The following is a 15740-nucleotide window of genomic DNA, read 5'->3' as shown; positions in this document are numbered from 1 at the left end:
TCCGCCCATACTTAAGTGAGGCATCGTGCCCCAGGTTAGCGTCTACACTCGATCTAGGTTATGACGTTATTCAGATTTGGAGCTTCCTCCAATGCCCCGCGCGCCTGAAACGACCAATACCAAAAAGCTGAATCCGAAAAACAGCCATCCTCGCTGGTTGAGGCTGACCCATTGGCTGAACGCCTTGGCAGTGTTGGTCATGGTCACGAGCGGATGGCGTATCTACAACGCCTCCCCCCTCTATGGTTTTGATTTCCCCAAGTCGATCACCTTGGGCGGATGGCTGGGTGGCGCGCTGCAATGGCATTTCGCGGCCATGTGGTCGCTGGTGCTCGTCGGTCTTTTTTACTTACTTCTCAATCTTTTTAGCGGCAGGCTGTGGCGACGATTTTTCCCTGTATCACCCAAAGGCTTTTTTCATGACCTGTGGTCTGCTCTGCATGGTCGGCTGGGGCATGACGATATAAGCCATTACAACCATGTGCAGCGCGTGGCGTATCTGTTCGTGATCCTCGACATTACCGTTCTAGTGATTTCCGGGTTGGTGTTGTGGAAGTCAGTGCAGTTTCCGCTACTACGCGAGCTGCTGGGCGGCTACGACATAGCACGACACGTGCACTTCATTGCGATGTCTTTGCTGGTAGCGTTCATCGCCGTGCATCTGCTGATGGTCGCACTGGTGCCAAAGACGTTGTGGGCCATGATTTTCGGCCACAAGGAGCGCGTATGAAGAAGCGCGAACAAAGCCCGGAGCTGGATAAGGCGGCCATTTTGAAGGACGCGCGAAAAATTATTTCGCTCAAGGTCGAGGATCACTCTCGACGCGCCTTCCTGCTGCGTAGTCTGACCCTTGGCGGCGTGGCGATGTTGTCCGGCTGCAACATCTCCGATAACGATCAAGTTGAAACAGCCCTGTCGTCCATGTCGCGCTTCAATGACAGAGTACAGGGCTGGTTGTTCAACCCCAGCGCAATGGCCCCCACCTATCCTGAGTCGATGATTACGCGGCCATTCCCCTTCAATGCCTTTTACGGCATCGACGAAACGCCAGCCGTCGATGAAGACAGCTACCGTCTGGAAGTCTCCGGCCTGGTTGCCGACAAGCACAGCTGGAGGCTTGAGGAGCTGCGCGCCATGGCGCAGACCGAGCAGATCACCCGGCACATTTGTGTCGAGGGCTGGAGTGCCATCGGCCGCTGGGGCGGTGTGCGCTTCAGTGATTTCCTCAAGCACGTGGGAGCTGACACCGATGCCCGGTACGTCGGCTTCAAATGCGCCGACGACTACTACACCAGTATCGACATGCCCACGGCACTGCATGCGCAGACGCTACTAACGCTGACTTACGACGGTGCTGTACTACCGCGTCAATATGGCTTCCCGATGAAACTGCGCATGCCGACCAAACTTGGCTACAAGAACCCGAAACACATCCAAGCGATTTTCGTCACCAACACCTATCCCGGTGGTTACTGGGAAGACCAGGGCTATAACTGGTTCGGTGGTAGCTGACACCCGAGGCAACCTCATTGCGCGGCATGGGCTGCGCTTTTTCGCAACCTGAGTCTCAAGGAGCTTCACTATGAAAAGGTTAACTACTGCAATCCTAGGTGTTTGCCTGGCAGTGGGCGTCGCCGTTGTACACGCCGAAGATACGATGAGCAATGACACGATGAAGAAGGACACTATGTCCCACGATACGATGAAAAAGGACACCATGAAGAAGGATGCAATGCACAAGGACACGATGAAGAAAGACAACATGTCCAAAGATTCAATGAGCAAAGACACGATGAAGAAAGACGACATGTCTAAAGATGAAATGAAAAAAGATGACATGTCCCAATAGCCAAATTGTTAGAGACGTCTGTCGGAAGGCCCACCTTGATGGGCCTTCTAATCTTTAATCGATGAAGTATTTGGCTGCCATGGAGGTGGTCGAGTTTTAAAGATTCGAAATCTTTCAGGGCAAAAGTCGTTGAGTCCTGCCAACTCGAAAAGCACCTTACGGAATGGCTCAAGGCTCTCAACGCCCTTACGAATAAAGCTGGTCTCGAGAAAGATATCGATTTTAAAGCCATGCAAAGCGACTGTCTGTACCCTGTTCCATATGGCCCGCTCATTTACTGCCAAAAATTACTTTGAAACCGGTAACAGCTGCGGAGCGCTGCAGCTCCAAAAGTCAAAAGCAATCTACGCTTGACTGAGAGTTTTTTGCGAGCTCTATAGCAGCGTTAATGGCCGCTCGGGCTTGGGGGCTGTTCTTCCAACAGGTAGATCCCATTGCAGCCGATGCTTGGGCCAAGATGTCACAAACATCTGCTTTGCTGAGCATTGCTAGGGAGTCAAATCCCATCTGTTCAAGGCGAGCGATAACGGTTGGCCCTACGCCCTTCAAGGCCAAAAGGGCTTGCTGCTCCTTCAGGGTAAATGGCATTCGTAAACTCCTTTTCTCGGCCAGTTGAACTACTAAAGTCTGCCCGACTTGAATGGCCATCTCAATCGTCGCCCCCCGCCTAATCGTACGCATTATTCCATCACCTATCTCGGGAAAGAAAAAAACGCTCCTGTGGCGAAATAGCGCACGTGTGAAACTTTTACATCGCGCCATAAATCCGGCTAAATAAGCGCCCCTCTACGCTGACCTTGCACATGTCCTCGTTGAAACGCATAAGCCCTTGGATCGCCTGCCTGGCCGTGTTGCTAAACATGTTTGCCATGCCGTTGAGCCGTGCTATGCAGACGCCGGATGTTCAGCTGATGCTTTGGGGTGGATTCTGCTCGGGAGGTGGTTCTCAAGCTTTACCTCCAGGGTTCAAGAAAACAGTCGACACTTTCCAGCAAGCTCCTTCAAAAACGCTTATGCAGCACGGTGATTGCTGCTGTGGCCATGCTGGAATGGCAGCGCTTCCCTCCAACTACTACCGGCACTTTTTACCGCAATACACATCCGACACTTCCCTCGAAAATCCTGTACTGCCGAAGCTCCATCCCAGGATTCGGTGGCCAAGCCTAAGTCCACGCGCCTCTCCCTTCGCCTGATCACAACGCCGCGACATTGTCCGGTGCTGCCTCTTTAAATCTTTTAGCGGCCTCAATGAACGCTAAACGCCCTTGAAGTTTCTTGATCATCAGGAAGTGCGTGCTATGCCTGCTCCAATTACTTTGCCTCTCGCAAAGCGCTTGTCTGTGTCCCGCGCCATATGGCCGTTGATGTCGGTTGTACGGAATCTATCACCAGTTTTACGCGAGCTCCTGGAACATTCTCGCGCTCGAATACCTCAATCAGGCGTTCTATCCCGACACCGCCCAGCGCCTGGATACGGCCAAAAGCCTCGCTACGCTTTTCAGTTTTACTGGATTGAAAGCCGTCCCTGCCGTTCTCTACTCGCCTGCGCCTGCCAATGAATGAATTACCAGCGGCCATGTCGATGCCGGGTACTCTGGTCTCGCCCTCCCCCCAGGCCCACTACGCTCATACCGTTTGGCGACGTAGCGCGTTACTGACCCTATTGTTGGTGCTGGCACTTGCAGCATTCACTGCTGACTTAATCGTCGGCTCCGGGACGCTCACACTGGGTGAAGCTATAACCGGGTTGCTGCGTCCCGACAGTGTCGATTCCAGCACCCGGGTAATCCTTTGGGAACTGCGCATGCCGATGACACTCATGGCGGTACTGGCCGGCACATGCTTGTCGCTCTCGGGATTGATGATGCAGTCTGTCCTCGACAACCCGCTCGCAGAGCCCTTTACGCTGGGTATCTCGTCAGCCGCCGGTTTCGGTGCGTCACTGGCTTTGGCCTTCAACCTATTCTTCAGCCATGCGTTACCAGGACTGAGTGCCGATCTGATCGTCACCGCCAACGCGTTCTTGTTCTCGTTAATGACTGTCGCAATTATCCTGCTGCTTACCAGGGGACATGTGGGCCTTCAAGCCATCACGTTGCTGGGTATCGCGATGCACTTTGTCTTCAACTCACTGCTAGGAATGGCTCAATACGTGGCGAGCACCGATCAATTGCAAAGCATCGTGTTCTGGTTGATGGGCTCGCTGCTGCATGCCACTTGGAACAAAGTTACGTTGTGTGCGGTGATCGCAGCCATCGCAATTCCGGTCGTGCTCCTGCAAGCGTGGGCGTTAACCGCCCTGCGAAGTTTTGGCGAACAGGCGGTGGTGTTCGGCATTCCGGTGCGCCGACTGCGTACGACAATGTTGGTACTGGCGGCGCTGCTGGCGGGCGCTGTCACATCGGTGGTGGGTGTGATCGGCTTTGTGGGCCTTGTCGCGCCGCATGTGGCCAGACTGCTGGTGGGCGAGGATCAGCGCTTCACCATCGGCGTGACCATTGCCTGCGGGATCATCTTCGTAACCCTGGCCTCCCTGGCAAGCAAATTAATCGTACCCGGTGCCGTGTTACCCATCGGCATGGTCACCTCACTGATCGGTCTGCCGTTCTTCATAATTCTTATCCTGCGCGACCGGAGGCTGACGTCCCGATGAGTTTCTCTACCACCGACTACCGGGTGACTTTGAGCGGCAAGCCTATTCTCAAGGGATTGAACGTGCACGTTGCCGCTGGCCACACACTGGCTTTGCTGGGTGCCAACGGCGCGGGGAAGTCGACCTTCATGAAAGGGTTGTGCGGGTTGGTACCCGCTCTCGGTTTTGCCAGCATCAACGGCACGGCATTACTGGGAATGTCTCCTGCCATCCGCGCGAGGATGATTGGCTACGTCGCGCAGGATCTCGCACATCTCGACGTAAGACTATCGACCTATGAGCTCTTGCTGCTCGCTCAGCAAGGCAGTGCACGCAGTTGGAAGACCAGCGCAGAGGCGCGATACAAGGCAGCCGAACTGCTTGAGCTACTGGGATTGCAACGTTTCGCCGAGAGCCAGCCGGGGCGACTTTCCGGGGGCGAACGACAGATGATTTCCCTTGCCCTTGCGCTCGTTCGCAGTCCGCAATTGCTCCTGCTGGACGAGCCCACATCGGCATTGGATCTAGCCAATCAATTGCAGATTCTTGATGCCGTAAGCGAGTACACACGCACGCACAAAATCGTCACGCTGGCGATCTTCCATGACATGAATCTGGCCAGTCGATACGCCGACGACACGCTCATGCTTGATCAGGGCATCGTGCATTGCTGCGGCCCAACGAGAACCACATTAACCCCAGAAAATCTCGCGCAGGTGTATGGGGTTGATTGTAGGGCGCTGAGCGTCGATGCCGGCGCATTCACCGCGATCTACCCGGTGTCTGTGATTGCGGACGAGGTTGGCAGCCAATACTAATTGAGCGGGCTGATCTTGATGCGATCAATCAGCCAGCGCCCTGCCGGCCCGGGCAATGTATTGGTCGAGTGAACTGCAGAAAAATCGATCTTTACCCCTTCTCTGGGGATGCTCTCGACATCCAGCATCACTAATGTGCCTGCCGCTAGGTCTTGTTCAATCATATGCAACGGCATGCTGCCCCAGCCAACGCCATCTTTCAGGAACGCGTACTTGGTCGATAGATCGGCCAAGCGCCACGTCAATGGCGACATCACGCCATAATCCTGTCCTCCCAGCATTTCCGAACGGTCTGTCAGCACCAGCTGGATGTGCTTTGCCAATTCACGTTTGGATAATTTTCCCGTCAGGCTGGACAGCGGATGATTAGCGGCGGCCACCATCACCAGTGAAAACTCACCAATTCGCTCGCTGGATAAGGAGGGAAAGTTGATTGGCAGCGTGGCCAGGACACCCAGGCTACAACGGCCATCCAATATCGGTTGATAACCTGCCCCTAGCCCTTCTACAAACATTTTCAATCGAGTCAGCGGGAAACGTTCGGCGAACTCTTTGACCACTGCGGTAATTGCCGAGGTGGGGAAAAATACGTCCACCACCACCGACAACTCTGGCTCAAGGCCCGATGCCATGAGTTTGGCCCGCGCCTTCAAAGTGTCCACTCCAGAGACGATGTTGCGTGCATCCGTGAGTAATAGCGCGCCTTGAGGCGTCAGTTTGGGGAATCGTCCAGAGCGGTCGAACAGTACGACCCCAATCTGATCCTCCAGGCTTCCGACCCAACCACTGACGGCTGATTGAACCCGGTTTAGCTTTCTAGCTGCTGCCGAGAAACTACCTTCATCCACCGCAGCGATAAAGGTTCGCAGTTGATCGAGTGATACGCCATCGAGCATTTCAATCTCCATCCATCTCATTGGCAGATACTTTACATCTCAATATACCGTCTATTCAGATGCAGCCTCAAAGTTCATCGTTCTCGTGACGTTCAATCCACACGATAAAGGTGACTTAACCATGCAAATTCTCCATCTCGACTCCAGCATTCTCGGCGCCGCTTCAGTGAGTCGCCAGTTGTCCTCAAACATTGTTGGACGGTTGAAGGCCCTGCATCCTGACAGCAATGTGATCTACCGAGATCTCGCGCTCGACCCGGCCCTGCACCTTTCCGGCAAGCATCTGGCCGCTTGGCAGGGTGCAGGAAGTGACGATGCAATGCTCACGGAAGATCTCTACAAAGGCACTGCGTATCTGCAAGAACTGCTCGAATCGGACGTCGTTGTCATCGGCACGCCCATGTACAACCTCACGATCCCTACTCCGCTTAAAGCGTGGATTGACCGAATCTCATTGGTCGGCAAAACCTTCCAATACACCGACAAAGGCCCCGCAGGCCTGTTGAAAAACAAACAGGCCTACATCGCGTCTTCTCGCGGTGGCGTGTATTCCTCTGGTAGTCCTGCGGCGCCCTTAGAACATCAAGAGACCTACCTGATCGGGTTGCTGGGGTTCCTGGGTATCAGCGATACGAAGGTTATTCGTGCTGAGGGCTTGGCTATCAATGCGCAGGTCAAAGATGCCGCCATCGCTAAAGCTCTCGAAGATATCGCTGACATCACCGGCTGATCACAACCCGCACTTCCTTTTCCCGCAATAGAGGACTTAAGCATGACTTACTCCATCATCGGTTCCGGCAAGGTGGGCACCGCCCTCGCCCGCCAATTCGCCCGTAATGGCATTCCCGTCGCAATCGCCAACACCCGAGATCCGATCAGCCTCGCCCCGCTCATCAATGAGTTGGGCAACACCGTGACGGCGCAGCCTCTTGAACAGGCTCTGGAAGCAGACATCGTCATTCTCGCCATTCCTTTCGGCGCTCATCGAGAGATTGGCCAGCGATTCGCGAACTGGAAGAACAGGATCGTCATCGACGCCATGAACACTTATGGCGTGCCGCCTCAGGAGCTTGGCGACCGCGCTTCCACTGACGTCGTCGCAACCGCTTTTGTCGGCGCAAGGATGGTGAAAACCTTCAATCAGCTCCCTGCGGCACTGTTAGCCAAGGATCCTGCGAACGATGGAGGGCGGCAAGTGATGTTTGTTTGGAGCCGGGATCAGGAAGCCAACACGACCGTTACCCAACTGGTGCATCAGTTGGGCTTTGCCCCGATATCCTTGGGTGAGATTGATGAAGGCGGAAAGTTGCTGGGTTTGGGCGGCCCACTCATCCTGCAAAACATCATCAAATATCAATGATTCGACGGCTGTGGTTCATGTGCCATGAGCAACTACCTGTGGGGTTGCACTAAGCATGAGGAGGTAGTCTAAGAAAGACGCTCGATAGACGGGTCTGGTACACACCTAAGTCATCGGTTTCACTACCTTGAAAAAGTTGTGGTATCACGCTCATCCGTGATTTGCGCCATAAAAAAGGGCTCTCTCGGGCCCTTTTGTACTCAACCAAAATCACTTTGTCAGCCAAGACTCAACAGTCGCGGCGCCGTGCTTCGTTTTCCAATCTTTAAGCGTTTTGTGGTTACCGCCTTTGGTTTCGACGACTTCGCCGGTATGAGGATTTTTATAAACCTTCAACTGGCGAGGCTTGCGGCTGCCTGCTTTGGATTCGACAGCTGGAGCGCGACGGCCTACTTGTGGATCTAGCAGGTTGATTACGTCCTTAAGGCTGTAGCCGTATTTTGCGAGCAAATCGCGCAGCTTCGTTTCGAACTCAATTTCTTTCTTGAGTCCAGCATCGCCCTTGAGGGCTTCGAGAGCCTGGAGCTGTTCGGCGAGGTGTTTTTCAAGTTGGCGGAATTCGGCAAGTTTGGACATGGTAATTCTCGATGTGTTTTTGACACCAGAAGGTTACACCATAAATTAAATCCCGAACTTACGCACAGTCGCGTTCTACTGCTTCAGCTCCCAATCAAGGCCGCTGGAGAGATTACGAAGTGATGGAGTGCTGGGTTTAGCGAAAACTATCCAAATCACAATAGACGCGGTTGCGCTTTACATGATGGTCGAATCGGAGCGAATGGCGATCTATTGTAACCGTCCGGCCAAGTCACCTATTCGTTCTCAAGCAAGTTAACGTTGATGCCATGGCACCTGGCGATCTCGGCGATAGAAGTGATGTTGTCCACGAATTTTTAAGTGAACACCATCGCCTTTAAAGCTTAGTTCGAGAGGGTGACTTCGCCGGACAGTAACGTTGATACCGACACTGCAATAGTGTTGCCAGCGTGTGTAAAAACACGCCTGCCGCGTACTGATTCCCCTACGCTTCCGTAAGATCTCTCTCGTTGGATGCGTCGTACTTTCGAATATCACCATGCATCCGCCCCTGCCACTTATTGATGAACTGAGCAGTGTCGACGGAACCAAGGTGAGCGCTGAGTGCGCGTTGGTCAGCCCAACGTTCCGATAAAATCAACCGTCCGGCCCGCTGATCATCTATCCCCGCGTCATAAGAGATGTTGCCCTCACGCTGTCGCGTGGCGACGGAAAGAACATGAAAATCAGCCAGAAATTGGGACAGATCAGTTGGAGCGATGTAGAGGTAACCGGTAATTATAAGCATGTGCTTCCTTCAGCGACTACCCCGACGCAGCATCGAATGTTTTGTCGGGGAATCGGTTACTCAGGTGATAAGCACGACCTTACCCTGGATACCGTCCAGTAAAGCTCGCGCATGGGCAGCCGAGGCTTCGGCCAATGGGAATATGCTGTCGATCACGACACGAATGCTACCGTCCTCAAGCAAGCGCCCTGCCTCTGCTAGTTGGGCGCCATCGGAGCGCACTTGTGTCGAGGAAACAGTGACCCCTAAACCAGCTGCTTCATCGTGTCCCGAGAAGCCTAGAGGGTTAACCAAGAAGAGCGAGCCTCCCTCTTTGATAACACTCAGAAAGCGTTCCATATTCCGGCCGCCGACAGCGTCAATCACTACGTCAACATCACTTGCGACCGTCTCGGCTGCAACTTTGGTGTAGTCGATGAACTCATCGGCTCCTAGGTCGCGAAGAAGTCCTTCATGCTTCCCTGAGGCGACTGCTATTACTCGCGCACCTTTCCATTTGGCAATTTGCACTGCCAAGTGCCCAACTCCACCCCCAGCGCCATTAACCAGAATCGTTTTGCCTTCCAGTAAGACCGGTGTATGTCGGAACGATTGGAATGGGTTCGGCAAATCATGACCAGGGTCAATCAAAAACTGCCAGGCAGTTAGCAGAGACATCGGCGCACCGGCTGCCTGTACATGATCTATACCATTTGGTTTCAAAGCCAGTTCGGATACGGCGACGCGGACATATTCGGCATAGGCGCCACTGCCCTTCATCAGGTCTGCCGGGAAGCGCACCATTGCGTAGACTTCATCACCCACGCTTAGCCCGGACACCTCGTCCCCAATTGCCGCAACGACGCCCGATATATCAGTGCCGAGGATCAGCGGAAAGGTTGGATCCGGCTGCCATTCAGGCGGCAGCGACCGAAAGCCATCTCGCAGGTAGAGGTCTGGTGGGTTGAGACTTGCTGCGTTTATGCGAACCAAGACTTCGCCGGGCCCCGCTAAGGGCCGAGTAACATCTTCATAGCGCAAGACTTCGGGGCCACCGAATTCGTGCAGTTGCACCGCTTTCATCATGTCGATCATCATAATCTCGTTCAGAGAATCACTTGGATGACAGATGTTATGATGATACAGCGAGGTTGATAATAGCGCTCTGGTTCGCTTTAATGTTGCCATGAAGGCACAAATTGGTCTCGAAAGCCTGACAGGCTTAATCGCGTTCGCCCGCGCTGGTTCTCTAGGCAGCTACACTGCCGCAGCTCGCTCGTTAGCGGTCTCTCCCTCCGCTATAAGCAAAAGCGTGCAGCGGTTGGAGCGTCATTTCGGCGTATCTCTCTTCACACGTACGACGCGTTCCCTGACGCTAACAGCGGATGGCCGAGACCTGCATGAGCGCGCGCTACAGCTACTGCGCCATGCAGAAGAGATTGAGCAGGTAGCGAAGTCAGCACGTTCCGAACCAGCAGGGACTTTACGAATTGCGACATCACTCCCGATTGGTCTGCACATGATCGTCCCGGCCATTACGGAGTTTCGCAAACGTTACCCTAAGGTGGTGGTCGACTTGAGGCTGAGCGACCACTTCGTGGGCCTCGTTGAGGAGGGGGTCGATCTTGCGATACGGATCGGTGACCTTGCAGATTCATCTCTCCTTTCTCGCAGACTCTCGCCATACAGGCTCTGCTGCTACGCATCGCCCGATTATTTGGCTAGGTGCGGAACCCCTAGGCATCCTGATGAGCTGGCGGCGCACGAAACGGTAAATCTGCGTTATCAAAGCACAGGGCAAGCGTTTCGCTGGCCGATTCGGATTGGGGATAAAGAGATTGAAATATTGCCCTCATCGCCGTTGATCGTTGATGCCAGTGAGGCCGTTATAGTGGCAATTGCAGCGGGCGCAGGCATTGGAATGGCAGCCAGCTTTATGGCTGCTCCCTGGGTGAAACGCAAAGAGTTAATCCCGATTCTGTCCGACTTTGCGGTAGACCGGCACAACATCACCGCCATATGGCCAGAGAGTCGTCGCGCCAACCCGGCTGTGCGTGCTTTCATAGAAGTGTTGATCGAAACGCTCTAAAGTCACCGCACGTCGTTAGCCTTCGCTTGTGGTGCTTTTACATAGTAGCGCTATACCTGCTGCCTATTTGAAGCGCAGGAATGCGGAAATACACTCGGAGCCTTTTGGAGGCTGTGTCATAGAGCTTGGAACACCGTTCGCAAGTGAGTTTACGCGTACGGTATCACGTCTTACGCGATCAAGCCGCTCGCCACTTATGCGGCAGCAACTGATCAATTTCACTCGCCCGCTGCGTCGGCAGGCGCGTGAGGACATCCTTTAGATAGGCGTACGGGTCATGACCATTAAGCCGCGCTGACTGGATCAAACTCATGATCGCCGCCGCCCGTTTCCCGCTGTGTAGCGACCCGGCGAAGAGCCAGTTCTTGCGCCCAAGAGCCCATGGCCGGATCTGGTTCTCCGCCCAATTATTATCAATCGGAACCGCCCCGTCATCGAGGTAGCGCGACAGCGCTGCCCAGCGTTTGAGGCTGTAATCGAGCGCTCTACTGATAGCCGCCCCTTCGGGCACAACATCACGCTGCGCGATCATCCAGGCATGCAACCTATCCATCACCGGTACGGCTTTTTCTTGCCGTATTCGGCGCCGTAAATTCGGCTCCAGGTCGCGCACTTCGCTCTCGACTTCGTACAACAGTTGGATATAGCGCAGGGCCTGCTCGGCGATCTGGCTCTTATTGGTTGCGTGCAACTCGAAGAACTTGCGCCGAGCATGGGCCATGCAGCCGATCTCAGTCACGCCGAGTTCGAAGCTGGCCTTGTAACCGCCAAAATCATCGCAGACCAACTTGCCTTTCCAGCCTTGCAGGAAGTTACGAGCATGCTCGCCAGCGCGGCTGGGGCTGAAGTCGTAGACGACAGCGGCTGTCTCACAGAACTGGCTGGTGGCGTACGCCCAAACATAAGATCGGTGAGTTTTTTTCGAGCCTGGAGCAAGCATTTGCACGGGTGTTTCATCCGCGTGCATGACCTGTTGCCCGATCACTACTTCCCGCAATGCATCAACCAGGGGCTGCAACTGCACACCTGTCATGCCAACCCACTGAGCCAACGTGGAGCGTTGAATCGCCAAGCCGGCACGACCAAAAATCGATTCCTGACGGTAAAGCGGAAGATGGTCAGCGAACTTCGCAATCATGACGTGGGCAAGTAACCCGGCCGTCGGAATGCCCTTGTCGATAACGTGCGCCGGCACCGGCGCCTGGATCAGCGTTTCGCAGTCATCGCAAACCCACTTGCCACGAACATGGCGCTCAACGGTAAACACGCCCGGCGTGTAGTCCAGCTTTTCACTGACATCTTCACCGATGCGCTTCAGTGCGCAGCCGCATGGGCAGTGAGTGTTATTCGGTTCGTGATGGATCAACGTGCGTGGAAATTCTGCCGGCAATGCCGTGCGCTTGGGCTTTTGCTTTTCCTCGGTCGCCGCTGGTGCTAGTTGCAACGCCTGAAACTCGGCCTCAATCGCCGCGATATCAGTATCGATCAGGTCATCAAGCAGGCTGGCCTGATCAGGGCTCATCTGCTCGCTGCGCTTGGCAAACTTCAAACGCTTGAGCTGTGCGATCTCGTAGGTCAGCTTCTCTATCACCGTTTGATCGCGGTTAATCTTCTTGTCCATGGTCTCGACTTGCGACAGCAATTGCGCAGCGAATGCACGCAGTTGGTCGGGAGTCATTTGATCGAGATTGGGTGAGGGAGTCATGCCGTGGATTTACCAAAGCAGACCGTCTGCGACAGCAAACCAAGATTCTAATTACAGTTTCTAAAGCACCGTGATTGCACCGCCAACGCCAACCCGTTGCCAAGGTAGGCCGAGCACCAGGGCCTGAAGTTGCTCTGTATCCAACTGCAATTCATGGCCTTGCCGAACACCTGGCCAATGGAATTTACCTTGGTTCAAGCGACGTGCCGCCAGCCAGACGCCAATCCCATCGTGTACCAGCACTTTGACCCGAGTCGCGCGGCGATTGGCAAACAGATAGGCGCAGTGCGGCTTTGCCGCACCGAACACCGCGATCACTCTGGCCAGCGCCGTTTCAGTTCCGGCACGCATGTCCATAGGCTCGGTGGCAAGCCAGATGGCGTCGATGCGGATCATCGCAAAAGGTCTCGAAGGAATGCGGCACAGGCAGCAGCATTATCGGTTGGCCAGTTCACTTTGACGGTGCCGCGCGGGTGCAGAATTTCAACGCTGATATTCGCGGAGGATCCGTGGGCTGTTTCGTGTATAGGCAGCGGGATGAATGCAGGTTGGAGCACCGTGCTTTTCTGCGATTGCAGCCGAATCCATTTGTGGACGAGGTTTGCATTGAGGTTATGGCTGAGTGCGATGCTGGCAATCGAAGCACCGGGCTGGGCACACTCTTGAATGACTTGGGCCTTGAAGGATTTGGAATAGGAACGGCGTGTTGGCTGCATGAATTACCCGCTTAAAAGGCTAGAACTGGTGTCCACTTAAATTTAAGTGCACACCATGTCCTGGCTTTGCTGGGTCGGGTAGATGACTTGGCCGGACGCATACGATCTATTTCGCACCTGCACAGCACCTTGCTGACAAACCTTGCGTATACAGCCAGGCGGACAGATGACACTTAGCGTGAGGCCGGAGTCTTGAAATTGGTCTGAGTAAGCAGGTCGACACCCGCTAATCACGAGCCAAAAGCTTTTTAACTTCGGCAATGATCAGGTCGATATTGAATGGCTTAGCCAAAACCGCATCAAACAAATCCGATCTTTGCATCCCGAGATGAGCCTGAGCACCGCTCATCAAGATGATCGGCAAATGCTTGCCGGAGGGAAGCGCTCTTACCGCAGTGGCGAATTCCTGGCCGTCCATAACCGGCATCATGAAGTCGGTAATGATCAAGGCAGGCCGTTCTCTATCGAGTACCTCCAGCCCTTTTCGACCGTTGCTGGCCGTCACCACCATGAACCCCTCATCCTCCAGCGCAAAGCTTAGGATGTCAGCGATCAAATACTCGTCGTCGACGACCAAAATGGTGGTCATGTTAATTCAACCCGCACAAAGGTTTAAGATCTTGAACCGGGCGATGACTCAGTGGGTACTGAAGGTTCATATCTTGAAGCCTTTTTCAGGAAAACATCATGATCACGGATGACGACCTCAAATCGTGAGGGATCGTAAGAGCTGTCTCTCACTTTAAGAATGGAAAGCGTCCTGCTTAGTTCAGAGTGATTTTCAGCGAATCGCATCAGCATCAGGTTGTCGACGATACTGGACAGGTCAGAGTTTGGTGCGCTGACCTCGGAGCCAAATAGATCGCGCATTTCCCAAGAGGCAAATACCGTAACCCCCCTGGATCGCAGCTCGTTCATCAGAGCACTGAAGAAGTCAGTGATCCGCGCCGGATTTGTCGAAACTCGCGTCATACCGCTAAGGCTATCGATGAACAGGCGCTTGATGCCTTTTTCTTCAACGAGACCCAACAGCCGTGAACCCAGTCCATCCAGAAGCCCCTCTGTAGTGGGCTGCCAGGCAATGCTCAGAGCGCCGCTGTCTTCCATGCCTTTAATATCGATACCCAGCGATTGGCCTTTGAGTCGCAATCGTTGCGGGCTTTCGTAGAAACCAAAATGCAAGCCAGGAGCTTCCACAGTCGACTCAGCCAGAAATTTGAGGCCAAGGGTAGTTTTACCAATCCCGGAGGGGCCTATTACGAGAGACACACTGGAACTGTGCAGACCTCCGCCTAAGATGTCGTCCAGTGATTCAATACCACTGGGGATACGCGTCATATCCGCGCTGTCGGGAGAGGATGGGTGGCTGTAAAGACTTTCTAGTCGCGGGTAAACCACCAAGCCATTTTCGGTAATTTCACACTCGTGAAGACCGGTCATTGCCGGGCTGCCGCGAGTCTTGCGAAGCTGAATTCGACGAACTGAGCGAGTGCCGTAGAGCTCCTCGCCCATCTCAATCACGCCATCAACCATGGTGTGTTCAGGGCTGCCATCGTCGAGTCGGGAGCTGGTTAGAAACAGCACCGTGCAGCCAGCGAAAGCGGCGTGCCCTTGCAACTCGGAAATGAATTTCTTGGTGTCGATGTGCGAATCGGCTTTTGAACGCGCATTGAGCAAACCGTCCACCACCATCACTGTGGCTTTCTGACGGCTTATCTCGCGCCGAAGCAGTTTCACCACCTCGTCCAAGCCTTCGTTTTCCAAGGTGTCAAACGCGCTGACAAACTGAATTTCTGCGCCTACTTTAGAAGCGTCGAAAAAGCTCAGAGTAGAAAGAAATTGAAACAGGCGATCATGCGATTCGGCCAGCAGTGTGGCAACCAGAACCCGGCCTCCATTACTTGCATGATGGAACCCAAGCTGATTGGCCAGGATCGTTTTTCCAGATCCAGGGCGCCCTTGTATTATGTATGAAGCGCCTGCTACCAGTCCGCCCTTGAGCAGAGCGTCGAGCCCTTCGATTCCACTTTCGAGGCGTTTTAGCTTTTCCACAATGCGACCCTGATCTGAAAAACAGGCTGTTTAAGCCGAGTGAGGCGGAATGCTAACGCCATTTTCGTTCTAGAGCCATGAGGCCTAGATCATGGCTAGCTAAGAAAGTTGTTTCTCCCGTTCCAAGGCCGTCGCTTACTCGGACTTCATCCAGCTAAAACTATTGTGAAATCGATCTTGCTGGCAGGCGGACACTTACGGTGCTGGTACTTATCACACCGGCTTTTGGGAGGTGTTAGTCCTCTCAAAGGATAGGTGAATACCCATGGGTGTAAAAAAAGACCTTCATGCGGCACTGCCAAAGCTGTTTGGAACGAGTT

The 15740-nt window shown here is 54.0% G+C and carries 19 protein-coding genes; 9 read left to right on the top strand and 10 right to left on the bottom strand.

Features of this window, described 5'->3' with window-relative positions; translation table 11 throughout:
- Positions 1-91: 91 nt before the first annotated feature.
- The 3 genes from HUW52_RS10735 to HUW52_RS10725 all read left to right on the top strand — a co-directional run bounded on the left by HUW52_RS10735 (position 92) and on the right by HUW52_RS10725 (position 1849).
- Entirely contained in the window at positions 92-730 is a 639-nt protein-coding gene (locus HUW52_RS10735) for a cytochrome b/b6 domain-containing protein (RefSeq protein ID WP_175553608.1), read from the top strand.
- Positions 727-1512 carry a molybdopterin-dependent oxidoreductase gene (locus HUW52_RS10730; RefSeq protein ID WP_175553607.1) on the top strand — a complete coding sequence of 262 codons (786 nt, stop codon included), beginning with the start codon at positions 727-729 and terminating at the stop codon, positions 1510-1512. Before HUW52_RS10735 ends, HUW52_RS10730 begins: the two co-directional genes overlap by 4 nt.
- A 70-nt stretch (positions 1513-1582) precedes the next feature.
- A complete protein-coding gene (locus HUW52_RS10725; RefSeq protein WP_175553606.1) occupies positions 1583-1849 on the top strand; it encodes a pentapeptide MXKDX repeat protein in 267 nt (88 codons plus the stop codon).
- A gap of 333 nt (positions 1850-2182) precedes the next feature.
- Here HUW52_RS10725 and HUW52_RS10720 read toward each other — a convergent pair whose 3' ends face one another.
- Positions 2183-2437 (bottom strand): helix-hairpin-helix domain-containing protein, encoded by a 255-nt coding sequence (locus HUW52_RS10720; protein WP_175553605.1) that lies wholly within the window; start codon positions 2435-2437, stop codon positions 2183-2185.
- Positions 2438-2652: 215 nt separating this feature from the next.
- Here HUW52_RS10720 and HUW52_RS10715 point away from each other — a divergent pair, with 215 nt between their 5' ends.
- From HUW52_RS10715 to HUW52_RS10705, 3 genes are all read left to right on the top strand, one after another.
- Complete coding sequence (locus HUW52_RS10715; protein ID WP_175553604.1) at positions 2653-3042, top strand: DUF2946 domain-containing protein; 390 nt, start codon at positions 2653-2655, stop codon at positions 3040-3042.
- A gap of 362 nt (positions 3043-3404) precedes the next feature.
- The gene (locus tag HUW52_RS10710) at positions 3405-4502 is read left to right on the top strand and encodes an iron ABC transporter permease (protein ID WP_175553603.1); all 1098 of its coding nucleotides are present in this window, start codon (positions 3405-3407) and stop codon (positions 4500-4502) included.
- Positions 4499-5299: an ABC transporter ATP-binding protein gene (locus tag HUW52_RS10705; RefSeq protein WP_175553602.1), complete on the top strand. Its 801-nt coding sequence runs from the start codon at positions 4499-4501 to the stop codon at positions 5297-5299. The genes HUW52_RS10710 and HUW52_RS10705 overlap by 4 nt, the downstream gene beginning before the upstream one ends.
- Here HUW52_RS10705 and HUW52_RS10700 read toward each other — a convergent pair.
- On the bottom strand, positions 5296-6195 hold the full coding sequence (locus HUW52_RS10700; RefSeq protein ID WP_083366168.1) for a LysR family transcriptional regulator: 900 nt from the start codon (positions 6193-6195) through the stop codon (positions 5296-5298). The genes HUW52_RS10705 and HUW52_RS10700 overlap by 4 nt on opposite strands.
- 121 nt (positions 6196-6316) lie before the next feature.
- Between HUW52_RS10700 and HUW52_RS10695 the strand changes: the two genes are divergently transcribed.
- Positions 6317-6925, top strand: a complete 609-nt coding sequence (locus tag HUW52_RS10695) for an FMN-dependent NADH-azoreductase (protein WP_175553601.1) — start codon at positions 6317-6319, stop codon at positions 6923-6925.
- Between the two features lie 42 nt (positions 6926-6967).
- Entirely contained in the window at positions 6968-7555 is a 588-nt protein-coding gene (locus tag HUW52_RS10690; protein ID WP_175553600.1) for an NADPH-dependent F420 reductase, read from the top strand.
- A 210-nt stretch (positions 7556-7765) separates the two neighbouring features.
- Here HUW52_RS10690 and HUW52_RS10685 read toward each other — a convergent pair whose 3' ends face one another.
- The 3 genes from HUW52_RS10685 to HUW52_RS10675 all read right to left on the bottom strand — a co-directional run bounded on the left by HUW52_RS10685 (position 7766) and on the right by HUW52_RS10675 (position 10046).
- Positions 7766-8131 carry a histone-like nucleoid-structuring protein, MvaT/MvaU family gene (locus HUW52_RS10685; RefSeq protein ID WP_175553599.1) on the bottom strand — a complete coding sequence of 122 codons (366 nt, stop codon included), beginning with the start codon at positions 8129-8131 and terminating at the stop codon, positions 7766-7768.
- Between the two features lie 445 nt (positions 8132-8576).
- Positions 8577-8879 carry a putative quinol monooxygenase gene (locus HUW52_RS10680; protein ID WP_175553598.1) on the bottom strand — a complete coding sequence of 101 codons (303 nt, stop codon included), beginning with the start codon at positions 8877-8879 and terminating at the stop codon, positions 8577-8579.
- Between the two features lie 60 nt (positions 8880-8939).
- On the bottom strand, positions 8940-10046 hold the full coding sequence (locus HUW52_RS10675) for an NADP-dependent oxidoreductase (RefSeq protein WP_256668117.1): 1107 nt from the start codon (positions 10044-10046) through the stop codon (positions 8940-8942).
- Here HUW52_RS10675 and HUW52_RS10670 point away from each other — a divergent pair.
- Entirely contained in the window at positions 10045-10947 is a 903-nt protein-coding gene (locus HUW52_RS10670; RefSeq protein ID WP_175553597.1) for a LysR family transcriptional regulator, read from the top strand. The genes HUW52_RS10675 and HUW52_RS10670 overlap by 2 nt on opposite strands.
- 178 nt (positions 10948-11125) lie before the next feature.
- On the opposite strand, the gene HUW52_RS10665 is transcribed toward HUW52_RS10670, so the two are convergent.
- The 5 genes from HUW52_RS10665 to HUW52_RS10645 form a co-directional block, all read right to left on the bottom strand.
- Entirely contained in the window at positions 11126-12652 is a 1527-nt protein-coding gene (locus HUW52_RS10665) for an IS66 family transposase (protein ID WP_175553596.1), read from the bottom strand.
- A 60-nt stretch (positions 12653-12712) separates the two neighbouring features.
- Positions 12713-13048 (bottom strand): IS66 family insertion sequence element accessory protein TnpB, encoded by a 336-nt coding sequence (gene tnpB / locus HUW52_RS30295; protein ID WP_122864106.1) that lies wholly within the window; start codon positions 13046-13048, stop codon positions 12713-12715.
- Complete coding sequence (locus HUW52_RS10655; protein WP_175553594.1) at positions 13045-13368, bottom strand: transposase; 324 nt, start codon at positions 13366-13368, stop codon at positions 13045-13047. Before HUW52_RS10655 ends, tnpB begins: the two co-directional genes overlap by 4 nt.
- Before the next feature lie 226 nt (positions 13369-13594).
- Entirely contained in the window at positions 13595-13957 is a 363-nt protein-coding gene (locus HUW52_RS10650; RefSeq protein WP_175553593.1) for a response regulator, read from the bottom strand.
- Positions 13958-13980: 23 nt separating this feature from the next.
- Entirely contained in the window at positions 13981-15423 is a 1443-nt protein-coding gene (locus tag HUW52_RS10645) for an ATPase domain-containing protein (protein ID WP_175555663.1), read from the bottom strand.
- Positions 15424-15740: the final 317 nt, after the last annotated feature.

This window comes from Pseudomonas sp. 43A (genome assembly GCF_013363935.1).
GTDB lineage: Bacteria > Pseudomonadota > Gammaproteobacteria > Pseudomonadales > Pseudomonadaceae > Aquipseudomonas > Aquipseudomonas crudilactis.
This window is presented reverse-complemented; position numbering and strand designations above follow the sequence as displayed.